This is a genomic window from Chitinophaga nivalis, from assembly GCF_025989125.1.
Lineage (GTDB): Bacteria > Bacteroidota > Bacteroidia > Chitinophagales > Chitinophagaceae > Chitinophaga > Chitinophaga nivalis.
The window spans coordinates 7503935-7521753 of sequence record NZ_JAPDNR010000001.1; the positions used below are offsets into that span (position 1 = coordinate 7503935).

The window sequence follows — 17819 nt, forward strand, 5'->3', positions numbered from 1 at the left end:
CTACATCTACGTATATCCGATAAGGTTATTATTACATTTATCGGAATGTTCTGCATCGTATCCCTTTTCCGGCACAGGCAACAACAATCCGCACCTGTTATCTTTCTACACAACACGCTTACTCACTTCCGGCCGCAGCAATATAACGCCCTCTTGTTCCAGGATCGCCATCAAACCATTATCACGCTTAATTTTCCCGGCAGCATATTGCTGTTTTTCCAGAAAAACACTACTTTTACGCCGCTTTACATCCTTACCTACCTGGCAATTAAAGGAAGACTTGTAAGGCGCCACAGGAATGCTGTACAGCCCATTGTCAATCCATGCACCCGCCCGTACAATTTCATTCCCGGCAATAAAGAAATATATACACGTTCACTTTACTAAGCAGCACTATGGCGCAACATCCTATAAAAGTAATTGCATTTGATGCAGACGATACATTGTGGGTAAACGAACCCTTTTTCCAGGAAACAGAAAAGAAATTCTGCGCATTGCTGGAAGACTTCCTGCCACACCACAGCGTAGCACAGGCTTTGTTTAAAACAGAAATGGACAACCTTCCTTTATACGGTTATGGTGTAAAAGGATTTATGCTGTCGATGATCGAAACCGCCCTCACCCTGTCCGACAAAAAAGTGAGTGCCGATGTCATTGAAAAAGCCATTGAATATGGTAAGGAAATGCTGGCCCGCCCCATCGAAATGCTAGATGGCGTGGAAGAAGTACTACAGGCCCTAAAACAGGAATACCGCCTGGTAGTAGCTACCAAAGGAGATTTGCTGGACCAGGAACGGAAACTGAAAAAATCCGGTCTGCTGCATTATTTTCATCATATTGAAATCATGAGCGACAAACAACAGGCCGACTACCATAAACTCATCCGCCACCTGGATATTACCCCCGGAGAATTTCTCATGCTGGGTAACTCCCTGAAGTCTGATGTGATTCCGGTATTGGAAATCGGCGGCCATGGCATTCATATTCCTTACCATACCACCTGGGCCCACGAACAGGTTACCCAGTCGATTGAGCATCCTCAATTCAAACAAGTACAAAAAATCACCGACATTCTGCCTTACCTGTTGCCATGAGAACAACATTAGATATCGCTACCTGGGCCCGCAAAGCCCATTTTGAATTCTTCCGGCAATTCGAAGAGCCTTTCTTTGGCGTATGCATACCTGTAGACTGCACCCGTGCCTACACACGCAGCCGCTCAGCAGGTGCGTCCTTTTTCCTGTATTACCTGCACCGGTCACTGGCAGCAGCCAATACCATCGTTCCTTTCCGGTACCGGATACACGAAGACAACGTGTTCATATACGATGCCGTTCACGCCTCGCCTACCATCAACCGGCCGGATGGCACTTTTGGCTTCGCCTATATGGACTATCATGCAGATTTCACCGCTTTTTCCGCCGCTGCCCAGCAGGAAATTGACCGGGTACAAAACAGTACCGGCCTGATACCCGCAGTCTCCGGTGAAAATGTGATTCACTATTCTTCCCTGCCATGGCTCGACTTCACGTCTATTTCCCATGCACGGAGTTTTTCTTTTAAAGATTGCAGCCCGAAAATCTCCTTTGGCAAAATGAAGGAAGAAAACGGGAAGAAGATCATGCCGGTATCCATACATGTTCATCATGCTTTAATGGATGGTTACCATGTCGGGCAATTTGCAGACCTTTTTCAACAATTAATGCATGAATAGCAGCCCTACTTTTCCCGAAGGACTGAAAAAAACAGCCGTCCTTTGTATACTCAGAAACGGGAACCGTTTTTTATTACTGAAGCGATTAAAAGCACCAAATAAAGACCAATACACCCCTGTAGGTGGTAAACTGGACCCTTATGAAACGCCGCTGGATGCAGCCATCCGCGAAACATGGGAGGAAACCGGCATCCGTGTGGACACCATGCAATATTGTGGTATACTGGCCGAAACATCGCCGGTAGCATACAACTGGGTCAGTTTTGTGTATGTAGCAGATATCGCAGATCAACCAGCCCCGCCCTGCAACGAAGGCACCCTGGAGTGGATCTCTTATGAACAGATTCCGGATCTTCCTACGCCCACGTCAGACTGGTACATCTATCAATACCTGCGCGACAGTAAAACCTTTGTATTTAACGCCGTGTATGACGCAGCCCTCACCCTGCTGCACATGACAGATGAGCCTACCAGCACTGTGGTATACCGCCAGCCATAATGGTATTAAAGCAAAAGGGCGGGACAACAGCCATATAGCTGTTATCCCGCCCTTTGTTGCTGTATCTGCCTTAGTGAGAAGAAACGAATTTAAGTCCGACGATAGAACCGATGAGCGTAGTGATAAAAAAGATACGCCAGAACGTAGCCGGTTCTTTAAAAACCAGGATGCCGACGAGTACAGTGCCTACCGCGCCAATACCTGTCCATACCGCATAGGCAGTACCAATAGGCAGTGTCTGGGAAGCCTTCATTAACAACAGCATACTGATGGTCAGACAGGTAAAGAACCCTATCCCCCACATGATCAAAGGTGTACCGGTTGCTTCCTTCATTTTACCCAGGCAGGAAGCAAAACCTACTTCAAATAAACCACCAAGGATCAGTAAAATCCAGTTCATAAGATTGTATTTAAAAAATCACAGATACCGGCAATCCCTATCAGATTGCCTTTCCGGTGCAAAGATCTGCATTCTCCGGGTAGGAAAATTTTACAAATGTTAAAAATATCAGCGCAGCTCAGCCCGGATACGGCTCAGGGTTACCTGCGTGATGCCCAGATAGGAGGCAATATAGCCCAGCTGCACCCGCTGTACCAGCTGCGGCATTTGCACCATCAGTTCTTTGTAGCGCTCCGTGGCCGTTTTAAACTGGCGGGAAATAAACCTTTCTTCTGTGAGAATCACTTCTTTCTCCATCAGCTTACGCCCCCAGTTGGCAAAATGGATATCGGTATTATACAGGTTTTCCAGGGCAGCTATCGGTATTTTGTATACCAGCGCATCTTCCAGCAGAGAAATGGTTTCATAGCCGGTGCTGTTGTTGATATAACCATTATAGGAAATGAGGATATCTCCTTCCATGCCGAACCAGAAAGTAAGGTCGTGGTGTTTGGTCTGGCTGCAATATGCCCGGGCTACGCCTTTCTCCAGAAAGTAGAGGTCCCGGTTATTACGGCCTTCCTTGAACAATAAATGTCCTTTTTTTAATTCAACGGCTTCCAGTAGGGTACACAGGATATCGACCCTGTCTTCCGACAACGGATATACGGACTTTATTCTGTTAATCGTATGTTTCATGTACAGCGGCTCATTGCCGGCGTTAAAATAGCACAGTTTTGTGAAACATATACTACCAGGCCGGAGATATCCCGCTGTAACGGCTGATCATATCCGTTACTCCGCCAGCTTCAACCGCCAGGTAAACTGGGCTTTACTGGCATTTTGCAGTTTTTTCCGCTGTTCTTCCGAAGCATATTTCAGCAGATATGGGAGGCTGGCAATCTTACTGAGGTCCGGCGTTGATTCCGCATCCAGCACAAAACCTTGTTCCGCAAAAAAAGCGGCCGCCGCTTCCCGGTTTTCAAACATATTTTGCCGGATATGGTTGTCGGCAAAAAACTGATCCAGCCAGTTATTACTTCTTGGCGGCATATCCTTGAAGGCTTCTTTTATGTAGATGTCTGCCGTAATCCAGTATCCGCCGCGTTGCTGCAAAACCTTGCGAATGGTGCTGCATAACCGGGCTTTTTCTGTTTCATCGAGATACATCAGCAAACCTTCGTTGACGATGGTTAGTGGCCCTGGCGGGAAACGGGCAGTAACTGCCGCAAACTGATCGTCATCGAGTACATTCAGTGGCAGTATTTCGTAATGGCTCTCTGCCTGCACCTGGTGGTCCGGTAACGCTGCGAAGACGGCTTTTTTACTCAGCAACAGATCAGGCAAGTCCGTATCGATATAGCAGATACCGGCTTCTTTTGCTTTCTCCAGGCCCCGGAAGGAAAAACCGGAAGACAACTCCAGGATGTTTTTACCTGGCAATGGCGCCAGCAGCTGGTCGATACTCCAGTACCGCAACTCAAAATGTACCACCCGTTTCCAGAAATCGACGCTGTCATTATCGAAATCGGGGGTATACGTTTCCGGGAGCATACTTACCGTAGCGGCGGCACGGGCAAAAGGGATATTGGTATGTCCTTTCAATAATAACAGGACTTTCGCAGAAGGGCTAATCATATTAAAATCGCGATCCATCGGAGAGGTTTTAGGCAAGCATGAAATGGTTCCCTAAAGATAATGGGTTGCCACGAAACTATACTGCAATGCAAAAGCCCCAAACGGGGGTACGTTTGAGGCTTATTGACTACAACAGCTGGCTCTCTATATCCTAATGCGCAGCGAGCTATGCTGACACTTCTGACAGCTGCACGCGTTGCTTCATTTCTGCTTCTATATCGCCGATAAATTCATCGATCTGCTCCCGGCTTACGCCCGGCATACAGATAATGTGGCTATGGCCGTTTTCCGTAGCAATCTGCCATTTCCAGCGCAGTTCCCAGGATGGAGCGGGAAACACCACTGTCAACGCAGCCGGATTTCTCCAGGCTTTTACACCTATATCACGCAGGCGCTGTTCGGTGTAGGCGGCCATATCCAGGCATTCCTGGGCGCGTTGTCTCAGCCCATCACGACCCAGCTTTTTAATGGCATACCATAAAAACACAGGGCTATGACCGTTACGACTGCCACTGATAGTGGTATCCACCGTACCGATATAAGGAATGGCCTTACCAATACGTTCTTTATAGTTTTTCTTTACCATCACAACGCCACAGGGGAAAGGCGAGCCAATAAATTTATGACCACTGATGGAAAGACTGTCGGTACCTTCCTGGAAATCAAAACCAGGCTTTAAATCCAGCAATGCGCTGTAGGTGCCTGCCAGGGCGGCGTCACAATGGATGTAATAATTTTTCACAGCCAGGTCGCGTAATATCTGTTTCACCTTAGACAGGTCATCTTTGGCTTCCATCATGGTAGTACCAATGTTAGCCATGATAATTACCGGCTGGTCTCTGTGCATCTGCAACATCTGCCGCAAGTCGTTATAATCCATTTCCCCGTTTTCCTGGGTACGGATCACGATGCTGCGCAGGTTTAACAGCTGAATATTTTTCTGTACACTGTAGTGGGTGGCTTCTGAATAATAGACGATGCCTTCGGGATACAGTTCCCGGGCTACGTAGAGGCCATAGAGGTTACCTTCTGAACCGCCGCTGGTCACATATCCCCACCAGTTATTTTCCGGTGCACGCAGGAGTTCCGCAAAAAACTGCAGGACTTCCTGTTCCAGGGAACGGGAGTTCAGGTCGTAGGTAGATTCTACCATGGGATCGCCCACGTTATTTAACGGTAATCTGAGGAGCGGATAGAGTTCTGAATAATCAAAATCCTGTGCAATCGGGTAACCAATAAAGTATTTGGAACGTTCTTCAGCCTTTTCCATATACGCATGTAAGCGCTGGCTGTCTGCTATGCTCATTTGACTCATATCCAAAGGATTAATTTCTACAAAATTATCATCTCGCAAAATATAATCCTTGACTACTATAAAATACAGTAATTTATCCTGATTAGCTAATCAAAACAGGATATTATCCCAAACACCTACCTTTGCAGGGTAAATTTCAGGAAAATAATATGGCAGAAAAAATAGATTTAATGGATACCCGCATCCTCAATCTGTTACAACAGGATGCTTCTCTGGGCATTAAGGAAATTGCCGCACAGATCGGACTCAGTCCCTCTCCCACGCATGAACGCATTAAACGGCTCAAACGGGAAGGCATTATTGAGAAATATGTGGCTCTGGTGAACCGCGAGAAAACGGGCAAACAACTGCTCGTACTTTGTACCGTTACCCTCAAGCAACAGTCGGTAGAAACGCTCCAGCAATTTGAAGAGGCGATTATCCGGTTCAAGGAAGTACTGGAAGTGATGTGTATTGCAGGCAGTCATGACTACCTGCTTAAAGTGGTGGTAAATGATGTGAATGACTACCACACCTTTGTGATGACACACCTGTCTTCCATTCCCAACATCTCCAATCTGAGCAGCAATTTTGTGCTGAAAGAAATCAAACGGGAAACAGCCTTGGAATTATAGGTTATCGCGCAGACGATTTTTTAGCGGTCCAGCTCTTTCCCTTCCAGCCAGTTTTTGAAATCAGATACTCTCTCGCGGCTAATAATAACATCAGTATCAACATGAGGATTTAATTGAAGGATTAATCGGCTATTATAATACGTTGTGATTTTTTTAATGGCATCGATATGCACAATAAACTGCCGGTTGATGCGGAAAAATACATTCCTGTCCAGCAGCTTTTCGATCTGGTCCAGTGAATAGTCCAGCGGCATTTTCTGATTACTGTTAGTGGCGGCATAAGTGATGCCTTTCACGAAATGCAGGTAAGCAATATCTTTTGCTTTGACATAGGTCAGCTGGTTATTCAGCCGGCCAATAAAACGGGTACTGTCTCTTTTCAGGAACTCCTCCGCAATGCGGGCAATATCAATACTATGATTGGATACCGGCTTTAATTCTTCATATTTTTTCAGCGCACTTTGCAGCTCTTTTGCGTCAATAGGTTTCATTAAATAATCGATGCTATTCACTTTAAAAGCCTGCAAGGCAAAACTATCATAGGCAGTGGTGAAGATGATCGGTGTTTTTACTTTTGCCTGTTTGAATAATTCAAAGCAGTTGCCGTCAGATAACTGGATGTCCATCATCATGAGGTCTACCGGTTCCTGTTTGGCCAGCCACTGTACGCCTTCCGATACCGAAGCAATGATCGCCACTACCTCAATCGTTGGATTACATTTCAGCAACAACTGTATTAACCGTTCTGAATTATGCGGTTCATCTTCAAAAATGACTACTTTCATTATTGTGTGATAATTGGAATTTTAACAACAAATACCTCATCTGTATCCTGCACTTCAATACTCATATTACTGGCCAGCTCGTATCGTTTGCGGATATTATCCAGGCCGATGCCGGAAGATATTTCCGGAATGGTTTTCTTCCGCAGCGGATTGGAGACCAGTAAAAATCCGCCCTCACTTTTCACTTTAATCAACAAGGGTTCATTGGTAGAAAAACGATTGTGTTTAATTGCATTTTCTACCAGCATCTGTAAGGTAGCCGGCGGAATCATACCCCTGTCTTTTACTTTTTCTTCTACCTCCGCTACAAACCGGATACTGTCCGGATGCCGGATACCAATCAGAAAAAGATAGGAATCCAGGAAGTCCAGTTCCGTTTCTATCGTTACCAGGTTATCAAATTTTTTATCGAGGATATACCTGTAAATCTTGGCCAGCTGGGTGATGTATTCGGCAGAAAGATCTGCACTTTTATACACCAGATTGGTTAATACACTCAGGGAATTAAAAAAGAAATGCGGATCGATCTGATTACGCAGCGCATCATATTTGGCCTGTATATTTTCCCGCATCAGCCGTTCTGTTTTTATCTGGTATTCTTTCCATCCCTTGTAATAAAAGATGATGCCGTTGAAGGTCAGGATCAGCAGATAAAACATAAAGAGGCCGAAGTTCATATTATAACTCACCTCCCGGAAACTGATCCAGGCTTCATACCGGTTAAACAACCAGATGTCCATAACGGCATACAGCAACCCAAAGGTAAATGCTGCCAGGCCACCGTATATTACCAGTGTACTGCATAGTACCAGCAGCCGGATAGAGGCCTGTTCCTTCCCGATCCACTTTTCCACACTACGGGCCAGCCATACAGCGCCCTCCCAGACCAGCAAACCAAACACCACATAACACAGGCTGAATGCCTGCGACCGGATGATAGATCCACGTACACTATCTATAAAGGAAAGATCAAACGACCGGAATATTGCACTGAAGATATAGAGGATCAATATCCGGGATACATACCGGATCGTCTTGCTGCCAAATAAATTGCCATCAATAAAAAAATCATACCTGCTTTCCGCTTTCTTTTCTGTTACCATTAGCAGTAATTGTGCTCTTTAAACCACGTGAGCGCTTTTCTGACCGCATCTTCCATGGGTGTATAAGTGACTTTCAGTTCGCGCACCGATTTTTTGCCGGTGTAATAATTATCCAGACAAATCAAATACGCAGCTGTGTAGTTGAGTTTACCGGAACGGCCGCCCATCCTTTCTTTCAGGGATCCCAGCAATCCTGCCAGCTTCAATACCCATACCGGTATCCGGATCATCAACCGGGATTCTTTTGCCACCTTTCCCAACAATTGAAAAAACTCTTTGTAACTCAGGTTATCACCGGCAAGCAAATAACAATCGCCTACCTTTCCGTTGTCCAATGCATTCACAATTCCCTGACAAACGTCATTAATATAAACAAAATTCTTTCCTCCCGGCGGATAAAACAATACCTTTTTATGCAGCCCATACAAGAGCAGTTTACCTGAACTGGGTTTTATATCATTGGGGCCGATCATAAAGGTAGGATTAACAATTACAGCAGGCAATTGTTTCCTTTCTACCTGTTCCAGTACATATTGCTGGGCGAGGTATTTGGTATTGATATAACCGGAATTGGCATGGAACAAGGTAAATCCGTTCAGCTCATTGCCCGGCTGTGCTTTGCTCCCAGGGGCCATGGTATTGGCCGTGCTAACATAAATCAGCTTCTCTGTACGCTGTTCCAGGCAAGCCTCCACAATATACTGTGTGCCGATATAATTAATTCTTTCATAGGCTTCAAAAGAAATCGCCCACTGATCGGTGATGGCCGCCGTATGCACTACAGCCTGACAACCGGTTACTGCCAGCATCACATCGGCTTTGTTATCGATGTTACCGAAAAATACTTCACAGGGAATATCGGTTACACCGGTGAGATCTGCACCCCGCCTGACCAATATCCGCACATCATATCCCAGGCGATACAATTCTCTTGTAAGATTGGAGCCCAGGAAACCATTGGCGCCTGTTACCAGAATTTTTTTCATAGTACTATATTAAACAGAAAACGTATAGGGAATCTCTTTTTTCACCTCCCGCGATACAATGCGCAGTTTCAGCCGCATCGGCAAAATGCCCATCAGCAAATGGTTTAACCGGTTCATAAATCCGGGGATAATAGTCGGCTGCTGCTGCAATGTTCTCCGGAGCGCAATACTGGCGATACGGGTGGTAGACAACAAACCTATTTTCCCTTTTCGTCCCTGACTGATCACCCGGCGGGTGGTATTGGAATTGGTCATAATAGGCCCCGGGTACACGACACTCACCGATAACCCCGTACCGGCCAGTTCTTCGCGTAATCCCAGTGAAAAGGAGGAAATGAATGCCTTGGATGCAGGGTATACTGTTTTATAGGCAATAGGCGTGAAAGCAGCCATACTGGAGATATTCATAATATAGCTCCGCTCATTTTTCAGCAGATGCGGTATCAGCAGGTGCGTGAGTAATGCCATACTCCGCACATTCAGCTGGATGATCTGATCAATACGTTCCAGCGAAGTATTGATCATGGCAGATGTACCGCCTACGCCGGCATTATTGATCAGAAAATCTATCCGGTAATGCTGTATAATATAGTTAATGTGATACCGCAGTTCAATACTGTCGGTAAGATCAAACTCAAATACCTTTACATCCACGCCACATTCTGCTACCAGGCTTCTGGCCAGCAAACGGGTAGCGCCCCCCGGCAAGGCAATCAGGATAATATTGCGGCCGGCCTTCGCCACCTGAATGGCAAACTCTCTTCCCAGACCGGAGCTGGCGCCCGTAATCAATGTATAATGCAACTCGCTCATAAACTTTGTTTTTCTAAAATATTTCGGAAAGTCGTCATCGTAGCAAAAAGGTTATTCCGTACAATCGGGTCTGACACCCAGCGGGGAATTTTTTTGCTGCGGTTGGTAGAGATGATATAGGTAATCCGCATGGCGCCATTCCCTTCGTCTTCCATCAGCCATTTACCTCTGGTACCTGTAATGCGGGTGATACTGCCGGAAACCGGGAACCGGTTATGCAGGGTGCTTTCAAAAGTAATCTCACCGGCACGGGTATGCTGCGGTTGTTTATACAGATGATATAACAAACAGCAGTCCTGATCGCCGAAAGGCCAGGGTATCCCATACTTCGTATAGGTGATCCAGTTATCCGTATTTTCCCACTGCAGTACCTGGTATTCTTTGGCATTGGTGTTCCATACGGTGCCCTGGCGCTGATTGGTGAGTAATCTGGTTACGCCATCTACATCTGCCTTCACGGAAAAGACGGCTTTTATTTCCCGTACCTGCTCTCCGGATGCAGCAGGGATCCATCTTTCATACAGGGAAATGATCGCATCCTTTTTTACCAGCCGGAAGATATCTTCCCCGGCCTGATGCGCATATACTACCGGGAGACCGATGCATAACAGATAAAATAATACCATCCATTTTTTCATGTGACACAGTTTTAACAGCCGGTTATTGTTCAAACATCAGTTGCTGCACGGCAGCCTGATCTTCCTTTTCTTTTTCCAGGTTGAACAACGTACCAAATACGATATCCCATAAAGTAGAACTTACCCCGAAGCCCTTTGTTTCATCTTTATAATGATGCAGATGATGATTCCGCCACAGGGGCTTCATCCACGGGAAAGGCGGCGCCCAGGCATGAATGGCATAATGCATACTGCCATATGCCAGGTAGCCGGAAATAAAGCCCGGAAAAAACACAAAGGCATTGTGCCGCATCACACTATAAAAAAGGGCGAATAAAAATCCGGAAATAATCAGGCTGGGTACCGGCGGCATAAACAACCGCTGTTTGTCTCGCGGATAATGATGATGATTCCCATGCAGGGTATATGCCATCCGCCGCAGGGCCGGCTTTTCGCCCACCCAGTGAAAAACATAGCGGTGTGCGATATACTCAAAAAAAGACCAGAAAAAAACAGCGCCGGCATAAGTGAGCGCGATACGCCAGTAAGCATACAGTAAGGTTGTATGGCTGTAATAGAGCATGTACGCAATGATTGGCAGGTAGATGCCGAAAATAATTAACGGATGCGTTTTGGTCAGTGCCTCCAGGTACCGGCTTTTAAAAAGCCGGGCTTGTCCCTTGTTATGTATTTTCTCGCTTCCCATATAAAAAGTTTTGTGACAGTGCATAAGGTAATGCCGGTACAAAAGTGCAGCGGGAATCTTTCCGGGCAAACCAATTTCCATTGATCTGTCGGTTCAGGTAGTTGAACTGTAGAAAAGGAAGTGCTATGTTGTAGCAGCGAAGGCGACTTTACGGACACCATTTACAAAGACAGCAGTAACTGCCTTTGTAAATGATTGAATTTAATCAGGAAGATTTGAAGCATTATTTTCACTTATCCGTGAAAGCAGGCTGATTACGCAGGATCTATATAGGCGGGAGAAATGATGCGTATAAATAGACGACGGGTTTTATCATTTATTACTGTACCCGGTTAAAGCCCTCATCTATACCATAATCACGATCCACCCCATTGATCTCATCTTTATCCAACATTTCTTTCAACTCTTTTTTTGTCAACCTGATTTCCTCCTGCTTCACAAAAAAATCGTCCTCACTAAACCGGCTTACATAACGGGTATATACCAGGTTACTGTGATAAGTCCAAATAGTATCCCCATTCATCTTACTTACTTTCAGAAAATAATAATTTGTCACTCCTTTTTCATCCTGTTGAATGGTGTAGACATCCCCTACATGCGGGTCTGCCACAAACTGTGCTTTTTCTTTTTGTGTATTAAGATTCGCGACAATTGCAAAAACAACTAATCCAGCCAGCATTATCAACCATGTATACAGGTAGAATGGGGTTCTGACCGACTTTTCATACTGTTGTTGCAGGCTGGCTATCCATTTGGGCTCTCCACAATTATTACAACGTATTTTTACTTCCTTACAGCCGATGGGAAAAACCGGCAAGAAGAATACATGGAAGTATTCCCGATATACTTTAATCTCCAGATCAAAATCATGGCAACTTTTACAATCATGCGCCTGGTTGGTATCTGTTTTAATGTTGGCTATCTTTCTACCGTAAATGATAAACATAGGTGGATATTCGCTTTTAGTGCACTAATATATTAGTAAATATTCAACTATAAAAATAATCTACCTATCAGCAGAAAACAAGTTTATTCGGCTATAATCTATACGGGATGTGACTTATGTGAGAATTTCCGTAGAACAAATATGGCAGGTATCTTCCTCCTATACGACACTCAAACCGGGCTCCATATCAGATGCCAACCTCATTATTTTCTTCCTGGGAATAAAAAAACGTTTATTTTCGTATACTATCTCCGCACGCTATATTTTCCTCCTGAGGTAAGGCTATTGATATTATTTTACCCAAAAAATCCGGTCGCTTTTGTTTTGCTTAGGTTTTGCATTCGTTTTACTAAGGTAGTGGTAAGCATTTCTGGTAAAATAGTATCATTCAGGCATCATTTTTCTCTTTACATAGGTTATATACTCCCTTTTTATTACCCTATATGCTGGTTCAAAAATCTGCTGTATATCCCTCGCATACCAGAAGCACTTTAGCCATCTATTTATCCTTAAAAAAAACGAAACCTTGTAACAGTTGCTGTTACAAGGTTTCGTTATAGACATTTGTATTCTAACGCTTCAGGACGATTCCAGGATATATTAACGTGAGAGGATATCACATACCGCCGCAATTTCTTCCGGGGTATTGAAGTAATGCGGCGAAAGCCGGATGGCCCAATCCACGCCTTTTTTGGTGAAGTCGATGAGGGATGAGCTTTTGCCTGTTACAGAAAACATAATCTGTCCCTGTTGCAGTTTTGCTTTGGTGGCTTCCAGGTCCAGTCCTTCCAGGCGGAACGTCAGGATATTACCCCGCTGCGAGCCTTTGTCCAGCAACTGCATACCCGGAATGATTTCCAGGCCTCTGCGCAGCTGTTGCAACAGAAACTGGTTGCGGTCATAAATAGCTGGTATGCCAACTGTATTCGCGTACTTCACGGCTTCTTTCAGCCCTACTACCGAAGCATAGGAGAATTCCCACATTTCAAAACGCCGGGCCGTAGCCTGAATCGTATACTCATTTACGTTAGTCCAGTCAGCGCCCCGCATATCAATGAACAGGGGTTCCAGTCCTTCGGATAATACGCGGTCAGATACATACAGGAAACCGGTGCCCCGCGGACCTCTCAAAAACTTCCGGCCCGTAGTAGCCAGGAAATCGCAGCCAATGGCCTGTACATCCACGACCAGCTGTCCTACCGACTGACAGGCATCCAGCAGGTACCAGCAGTTATACTGGCGGCATATTTTCCCCACTGCTTCTGCAGGCTGTACCAGTCCGGAGTTGGTAGGGATATGTGTCATCGACACCAGTACGGGGCGGTGTTGTTGCACCAGTTTTTCGAAATGATCCAGATCGAGGTCGCCATTAGGCAAGGTGGTACCTCTCACCAGCTGTATGCCGAAGCGTTTCTGCAATGCCAGAAATGCAATCTGGTTGGAGATATAATCATCCTCCGTGGTCAGTATCACATCGCCCTGCCGGAAAGGAACGGCTGATAAAGCCCTGGCATAGGCATCCGTGGCATTATAGGTGAAGGCAATATTGGCCGGCCGGGTGTTGAGCAAGTTGGCCACTTCCGTATAAAAAGCGCCTATATCCGCCTGCCGTTTATCCGACACCTCATAACCGCCCCACACTTCCTCTTCCTGTAAATAGTTGGTCATAGCCGCCATTACCGGTTTCGGCATCAGGGAAGATCCTGCACTGTTCATGAATAATTTTCCCTGCAGCCCTATTGTGTCCTGTCTGATCTGATGAATGTCCATAATAGATATTGATATAATTTACAATCGTGTTATGCTGTGTGGCGTGTGGAAAAATCTGCCTGCAACAGGGCGTACATGTTGATGTTATACCATTTCCCTTCCCAGTACAACCATTGCCGCAGCAGCCCTTCGTGCAGGAATCCGCTTTTTTCCAGCACCTTTTCGGAGGCCACATTACCCGGCATCACCTCTGCTTCTATCCGGTTTACTGCCAGCGTATGAAACCCATATGCCAGGACGGCTGTCAGCGCTTCCGTAATGAATCCTTTTCCCCAGTAGGCAGGCTCCAATGCATATACGATTACTCCTTTGCGTCCTTTTGTATAACTATTGAAGCCAATGGTACCAATCATTTCCTGTTGGCCCTTTAATGCAATTCCCCAGCGTATCGCGGCTTCTTCCCGTTGCCGTTCCCGGAACATGCCAATAATCCGTAACGTATCGGCAGTGGTATGCAGCGGTACCACATTATAAAAAGCAGTCACCTCCGGATTCGTGAACAAACGAAGCAGGTCGGCGGCATGCGTATCTTTTATTTCGATGAGATCCAGCCTGTCTGTACTTAATAACGGGAAAGGGGTAGGTGCTGTCGGCATAAAATCCTGATTAACATTCATACGGATAAATATAGGGTAAATAATGCTGATAAACCAACACCTGCCTATAATACCGGAACGGCCGCCACTTTGCAGTGGCGGCCGTTCCCCTCCGGGGGAAATGCATTTATGGTTCCTGATAAAAAACCGTTGCCGGGATATCTTGCCGCGGGATACCCGGGCCACTCCATTGCAAACTGCTCACCGGTTTCCGGGCAGTGGTTTGTTTATAATACAGCCGGAAAGGGTGTAATCCTTTTTTCAGGTGCATGGCGCCTTGTTTCACCGTTCCTGGTGTATAGCCATAGTCGGCATCTATGACCGCTGCATCATGTATACGCAGGAAAGCGCCTGCCGCCGCCTGCACATAAAAAGTATACCTGCCATCCGCCGGGATATGCAGGTAGCCTTCATAACAAAGGGTTTGTTTAGCATGCAACTGCTCCTTTGCCATCCGGGAGGCGTGGCCGGTAAGCGCCGGCGTCAGTGCACCCGTGGCCGGAATCCAGGGGTATTGCCCGGCATATGTTTTCCAGCGGACACCTTTCACCGGATGGCTGACTGCTACCGCCGGTACCCCCGCCGTATCATAAGGCCGCGGGGCGGTGCTGTCGGGCATCCTGCCTTGCAGCACCTTAGCCTTCAACTGTGCCTGCAAAGCAGCCATGCCACCATTGGCGGCCAGGTTGGTGGTTTCTTTCGGATCTTTTACGATGTCATAAATTTCAAAATCATCTGCTGCCGTTTTGATATCATATCTTACGCCTACATGATCGCCGATACGCAGCAGCTGCATCTGATTACGAACACGGTTGCGACGGGCCGGCTCCAGGCTGCTGAAACCGGGGCTGCGGCCCTCGAAGGCATACTCCACGTATATATTACTGGCTTGCTGCGTGCCGTGGCCGGTTAATGCCGGCAACAGGGAAACGCCGTCTGTACGCACCGGTGGCGGCGTACCGGCGGCGGCCAGGAAGGTGGGCAGCCAGTCGGAAAAATTGTTGGGCGTTGATATTGTCTTACCCACTGCAATGTGTCCCGGCCAGCTAACGACTACGGGCATACGTACACCGCCTTCCCAGCAATCGCGTTTGATACCGTCGAAAGGACCAAAGCTTTTGAAGAACTCCGGTGAGTTGGGGGCATAACCCGCCGGCAGATACGATTCTATGGAAGGGCCATTATCGGAGGTAAATACCACCAGGGTATTATCCCCGATATGCAGGTCTTTCAGCAGCTGCAGCAGATCCCCTACTGCATCGTCGAGGCGGCGGTTGATGGTAGCATATCTTTTATAGGTATCCGGCCAGGGCACTTCCGGCGTTGCCGGATTTTTATCATGATCCCAGGTAGCGGTAGCATAGTCTGGATGTACCCAGCTATCGATCGTACCGCCGGCAGTATTGATCATCCGGCCCGGTTTGCCCTCCCATTGTACGCCACCAGTAAGTCCTCCGCCGGCCGGATAAGCCTGTGCCGGCAGTTCCAGTACGGCATGCGGCAGGTCGTAGGCCAGGTATAGCATAAACGGTTTGGCGGCTGGTTGCTGCTGCTGGCGGATGATCCAGTTTTTGGCGGCGGCGGTCCACAGATCGCCTGTATAACATTTATCCAGTCCGGCTGCCACTTCCGTACGGTTTTCCCATACCTGTTTGGCGCCTCTGTATTTACCTTCTTTGGGATAGTGTTCATGCCCATCTGCATGGCGCATATATCCATAAAAATAGTCGAAGCCCCTGTTGAGCGGATGTGCAGGCCAGTCGGGTCCTTCCCCGTCTCCCTGCAGGCCCCACTTACCAATAACAGCGGTCGTATAGCCGGTAGACTGCAGTACATTGGCGATGTTATAATTTGCTTCCAGCGCTTTATCAAACTGGTTATCTCTTACCTGGGCATGGCCCTGGTGTACGCCAGACAACAAGGAAGCCCGGGAAGGCGCGCATACAGGCGCATTACAATAACTCTGGGTGAGGATGGCGCCGCCGGCAGCCATGCTGTCTATATGCGGACTCAGTTGCCAGGGTTCACTTTTATCGTGCTGCCGTTGCCGTTGTTGCTGAAAAAAGACACCAATATCCCCGAATCCCAGGTCATCTGTAAGTATGAAAATAATGTTCGGCTTTTTCACCGTTGGCGCGGCAGGAGATAACTGCGCCTGTGCAGACAGCCCTAACAGTATACCCGCTACTGCCGGCATACGACGGATTATTTTTCTCATTGTACGCTGTATTTATGCACATAGCCATTCCTTTTACAGCCAGACTATGTAATTGTTCATCCTGTAAATAAATTCAATAAAAAGGGGAAATCCAAATGTCTGTGCTGATAAAAAGGGAACGATTATAACGCTCTACGCTGAAAAGGAGCCATCCATTCCATTCAGGAATTTATACGCATTCGGTGTGTGGCCTACCCGTTGTTTGAATAAGCGGGTAAAATGTTGCGGGTACCTGAATCCCAATTCATAAGCTATCTCGCTGACGGATTTGCGATCATCAAAAATACGTTCTTTGGCCACCTCGATTATTTTTGACTGTATGTATTCCTGCGCTGATTTGCCGGTTTCTTTTTTGATCAGGTCTCCAAAATAATTGGCGGAAAGATGTAACTGGTCTGCACTCCAGGCGACTGTGGGTAAACCATTGAGCTGCGGTTTATCTGATCGGAAATAATCCTGTAGTAGTTGTTCAAACTTTTCCAATACGCCTTTGTGTACATGATCCCGTGTAATGAATTGCCGGTCGTAAAAACGGCTGCAATAATTTAAGAACAATTCTATGTTGGATACGATCAGCTTTTTACTATGTTTATCAATCGCCTGTTGTAATTCATAGGCTATTTTGTCAAAACAATCCGTCACCATTTTCAGCTCTTTTTCAGACAGGTGCAATGCTTCATAGGTATCATAGGAGAAAAAGCTATAGTCCGACATATGCTTCCCTAAAGCCGTACCATGCAGTAAATCAGGATGAAAGACCAATGCCATACCGGATGGTTGATAATATTCCTTACTTGTTACGGCAGCTACCTGTCCGGGCGCAAAGAATACCAGTGTGCCATCCTGATAATCGTAGGCGTTATTACCATACTTGATGTCCCCACACTTTACCTGCTTCAATACAATACAGTACAGGCCGAAGTGCATTTTATACTGCCGCCGGGGCGCCGCCCTGGCAAAGTCTACAACATTCACCAACGGATGTAAGGTGTCATTATTATTGAAAGCATTGTAATCTGCCACACGATCAAAGGTGATGATGGGATCCATACGCAAATGATTTGTACCACAAATTTAAACTATTGTCTGGCCGCTCAACTGTTATTTTGGTCCTATCAGT

20 protein-coding genes are annotated in these 17819 nt (G+C 46.5%); 4 read left to right on the forward strand and 16 right to left on the reverse strand.

Annotated features, from left to right (window positions below):
- Positions 1-105 precede the first annotated feature (105 nt).
- A complete protein-coding gene (locus tag OL444_RS27250) occupies positions 106-294 on the reverse strand; it encodes a hypothetical protein (RefSeq protein ID WP_264728156.1) in 189 nt (62 codons plus the stop codon).
- A gap of 101 nt (positions 295-395) precedes the next feature.
- On the opposite strand from OL444_RS27250, the gene OL444_RS27255 reads away from it, so the two are divergent.
- Genes OL444_RS27255 through OL444_RS27265 form a run of 3 tightly spaced genes read left to right on the forward strand, consistent with a single transcriptional unit; the run spans position 396 to position 2213 of the window.
- Positions 396-1094 carry an HAD family hydrolase gene (locus OL444_RS27255; protein WP_264728153.1) on the forward strand — a complete coding sequence of 233 codons (699 nt, stop codon included), beginning with the start codon at positions 396-398 and terminating at the stop codon, positions 1092-1094.
- Positions 1091-1714: a chloramphenicol acetyltransferase gene (locus OL444_RS27260; RefSeq protein WP_264728151.1), complete on the forward strand. Its 624-nt coding sequence runs from the start codon at positions 1091-1093 to the stop codon at positions 1712-1714. The genes OL444_RS27255 and OL444_RS27260 overlap by 4 nt, the downstream gene beginning before the upstream one ends.
- Entirely contained in the window at positions 1707-2213 is a 507-nt protein-coding gene (locus OL444_RS27265) for an NUDIX hydrolase (RefSeq protein WP_264728149.1), read from the forward strand. Before OL444_RS27260 ends, OL444_RS27265 begins: the two co-directional genes overlap by 8 nt.
- Before the next feature lie 70 nt (positions 2214-2283).
- Here OL444_RS27265 and OL444_RS27270 read toward each other — a convergent pair whose 3' ends face one another.
- The 4 genes from OL444_RS27270 to OL444_RS27285 all read right to left on the reverse strand — a co-directional run bounded on the left by OL444_RS27270 (position 2284) and on the right by OL444_RS27285 (position 5545).
- Positions 2284-2613, reverse strand: coding sequence for a DMT family transporter (locus OL444_RS27270; RefSeq protein ID WP_264728147.1), 330 nt, complete (start codon positions 2611-2613; stop codon positions 2284-2286).
- Positions 2614-2721: 108 nt separating this feature from the next.
- Positions 2722-3291, reverse strand: a complete 570-nt coding sequence (locus OL444_RS27275) for a Crp/Fnr family transcriptional regulator (RefSeq protein WP_264728145.1) — start codon at positions 3289-3291, stop codon at positions 2722-2724.
- 96 nt (positions 3292-3387) lie between these two features.
- Positions 3388-4248: a class I SAM-dependent methyltransferase gene (locus tag OL444_RS27280; RefSeq protein ID WP_264728144.1), complete on the reverse strand. Its 861-nt coding sequence runs from the start codon at positions 4246-4248 to the stop codon at positions 3388-3390.
- 148 nt (positions 4249-4396) lie between these two features.
- Entirely contained in the window at positions 4397-5545 is a 1149-nt protein-coding gene (locus OL444_RS27285) for a histidine decarboxylase (protein ID WP_264728142.1), read from the reverse strand.
- A gap of 149 nt (positions 5546-5694) precedes the next feature.
- Here OL444_RS27285 and OL444_RS27290 point away from each other — a divergent pair, with 149 nt between their 5' ends.
- The gene (locus OL444_RS27290; RefSeq protein ID WP_264728140.1) at positions 5695-6159 is read left to right on the forward strand and encodes an Lrp/AsnC family transcriptional regulator; all 465 of its coding nucleotides are present in this window, start codon (positions 5695-5697) and stop codon (positions 6157-6159) included.
- A 20-nt stretch (positions 6160-6179) separates the two neighbouring features.
- Here the strand turns inward: OL444_RS27290 and OL444_RS27295 are convergent, their stop codons facing one another.
- From OL444_RS27295 to OL444_RS27345, 11 genes are all read right to left on the reverse strand, one after another.
- Complete coding sequence (locus OL444_RS27295; RefSeq protein WP_264728138.1) at positions 6180-6944, reverse strand: LytR/AlgR family response regulator transcription factor; 765 nt, start codon at positions 6942-6944, stop codon at positions 6180-6182.
- Positions 6944-8047: a sensor histidine kinase gene (locus OL444_RS27300; RefSeq protein WP_264728136.1), complete on the reverse strand. Its 1104-nt coding sequence runs from the start codon at positions 8045-8047 to the stop codon at positions 6944-6946. The genes OL444_RS27295 and OL444_RS27300 overlap by 1 nt, the downstream gene beginning before the upstream one ends.
- Entirely contained in the window at positions 8047-9033 is a 987-nt protein-coding gene (locus tag OL444_RS27305; RefSeq protein ID WP_264728134.1) for an NAD-dependent epimerase/dehydratase family protein, read from the reverse strand. Before OL444_RS27305 ends, OL444_RS27300 begins: the two co-directional genes overlap by 1 nt.
- Before the next feature lie 9 nt (positions 9034-9042).
- The gene (locus OL444_RS27310; RefSeq protein WP_264728131.1) at positions 9043-9846 is read right to left on the reverse strand and encodes an SDR family NAD(P)-dependent oxidoreductase; all 804 of its coding nucleotides are present in this window, start codon (positions 9844-9846) and stop codon (positions 9043-9045) included.
- Positions 9843-10484 carry an START domain-containing protein gene (locus OL444_RS27315; RefSeq protein WP_264728129.1) on the reverse strand — a complete coding sequence of 214 codons (642 nt, stop codon included), beginning with the start codon at positions 10482-10484 and terminating at the stop codon, positions 9843-9845. The genes OL444_RS27310 and OL444_RS27315 overlap by 4 nt, the downstream gene beginning before the upstream one ends.
- Positions 10485-10506: 22 nt before the next feature.
- Complete coding sequence (locus OL444_RS27320; RefSeq protein ID WP_264728127.1) at positions 10507-11169, reverse strand: sterol desaturase family protein; 663 nt, start codon at positions 11167-11169, stop codon at positions 10507-10509.
- 319 nt (positions 11170-11488) lie between these two features.
- Positions 11489-12115: a zinc ribbon domain-containing protein gene (locus OL444_RS27325; RefSeq protein WP_264728125.1), complete on the reverse strand. Its 627-nt coding sequence runs from the start codon at positions 12113-12115 to the stop codon at positions 11489-11491.
- Positions 12116-12715: 600 nt separating this feature from the next.
- The gene (locus OL444_RS27330; protein WP_264728123.1) at positions 12716-13885 is read right to left on the reverse strand and encodes an aminotransferase class V-fold PLP-dependent enzyme; all 1170 of its coding nucleotides are present in this window, start codon (positions 13883-13885) and stop codon (positions 12716-12718) included.
- Between the two features lie 29 nt (positions 13886-13914).
- The gene (locus OL444_RS27335; protein WP_264728121.1) at positions 13915-14481 is read right to left on the reverse strand and encodes a GNAT family N-acetyltransferase; all 567 of its coding nucleotides are present in this window, start codon (positions 14479-14481) and stop codon (positions 13915-13917) included.
- A gap of 127 nt (positions 14482-14608) precedes the next feature.
- Positions 14609-16699, reverse strand: a complete 2091-nt coding sequence (locus tag OL444_RS27340; RefSeq protein ID WP_264728119.1) for a sulfatase-like hydrolase/transferase — start codon at positions 16697-16699, stop codon at positions 14609-14611.
- Between the two features lie 132 nt (positions 16700-16831).
- Positions 16832-17749 (reverse strand): helix-turn-helix domain-containing protein, encoded by a 918-nt coding sequence (locus OL444_RS27345; protein WP_264728117.1) that lies wholly within the window; start codon positions 17747-17749, stop codon positions 16832-16834.
- Between the last annotated feature and the right edge of the window lie 70 nt (positions 17750-17819).

Excerpts from the sequence above, each read along its gene's own strand:
- OL444_RS27305 (WP_264728134.1), bottom strand. The coding sequence starts at position 9,033 with ATGAAAAAAATTCTGGTAACAGGCGCCAATGGTTTCCTGGGCTCCAAT.
- OL444_RS27280 (WP_264728144.1), bottom strand. The coding sequence starts at position 4,248 with ATGGATCGCGATTTTAATATGATTAGCCCTTCTGCGAAAGTCCTGTTA.
- OL444_RS27325 (WP_264728125.1), bottom strand. The coding sequence starts at position 12,115 with ATGTTTATCATTTACGGTAGAAAGATAGCCAACATTAAAACAGATACC.
- OL444_RS27310 (WP_264728131.1), bottom strand. The coding sequence starts at position 9,846 with ATGAGCGAGTTGCATTATACATTGATTACGGGCGCCAGCTCCGGTCTG.
- OL444_RS27300 (WP_264728136.1), bottom strand. The coding sequence starts at position 8,047 with ATGGTAACAGAAAAGAAAGCGGAAAGCAGGTATGATTTTTTTATTGAT.
- OL444_RS27290 (WP_264728140.1), top strand. The coding sequence starts at position 5,695 with ATGGCAGAAAAAATAGATTTAATGGATACCCGCATCCTCAATCTGTTA.
- OL444_RS27255 (WP_264728153.1), top strand. The coding sequence starts at position 396 with ATGGCGCAACATCCTATAAAAGTAATTGCATTTGATGCAGACGATACA.
- OL444_RS27285 (WP_264728142.1), bottom strand. The coding sequence starts at position 5,545 with ATGAGTCAAATGAGCATAGCAGACAGCCAGCGCTTACATGCGTATATG.
- OL444_RS27340 (WP_264728119.1), bottom strand. The coding sequence starts at position 16,699 with ATGAGAAAAATAATCCGTCGTATGCCGGCAGTAGCGGGTATACTGTTA.
- OL444_RS27315 (WP_264728129.1), bottom strand. The coding sequence starts at position 10,484 with ATGAAAAAATGGATGGTATTATTTTATCTGTTATGCATCGGTCTCCCG.
- OL444_RS27275 (WP_264728145.1), bottom strand. The coding sequence starts at position 3,291 with ATGAAACATACGATTAACAGAATAAAGTCCGTATATCCGTTGTCGGAA.
- OL444_RS27330 (WP_264728123.1), bottom strand. The coding sequence starts at position 13,885 with ATGGACATTCATCAGATCAGACAGGACACAATAGGGCTGCAGGGAAAA.
- OL444_RS27335 (WP_264728121.1), bottom strand. The coding sequence starts at position 14,481 with ATGCCGACAGCACCTACCCCTTTCCCGTTATTAAGTACAGACAGGCTG.
- OL444_RS27320 (WP_264728127.1), bottom strand. The coding sequence starts at position 11,169 with ATGGGAAGCGAGAAAATACATAACAAGGGACAAGCCCGGCTTTTTAAA.
- OL444_RS27260 (WP_264728151.1), top strand. The coding sequence starts at position 1,091 with ATGAGAACAACATTAGATATCGCTACCTGGGCCCGCAAAGCCCATTTT.
- OL444_RS27345 (WP_264728117.1), bottom strand. The coding sequence starts at position 17,749 with ATGGATCCCATCATCACCTTTGATCGTGTGGCAGATTACAATGCTTTC.
- OL444_RS27270 (WP_264728147.1), bottom strand. The coding sequence starts at position 2,613 with ATGAACTGGATTTTACTGATCCTTGGTGGTTTATTTGAAGTAGGTTTT.
- OL444_RS27265 (WP_264728149.1), top strand. The coding sequence starts at position 1,707 with ATGAATAGCAGCCCTACTTTTCCCGAAGGACTGAAAAAAACAGCCGTC.
- OL444_RS27295 (WP_264728138.1), bottom strand. The coding sequence starts at position 6,944 with ATGAAAGTAGTCATTTTTGAAGATGAACCGCATAATTCAGAACGGTTA.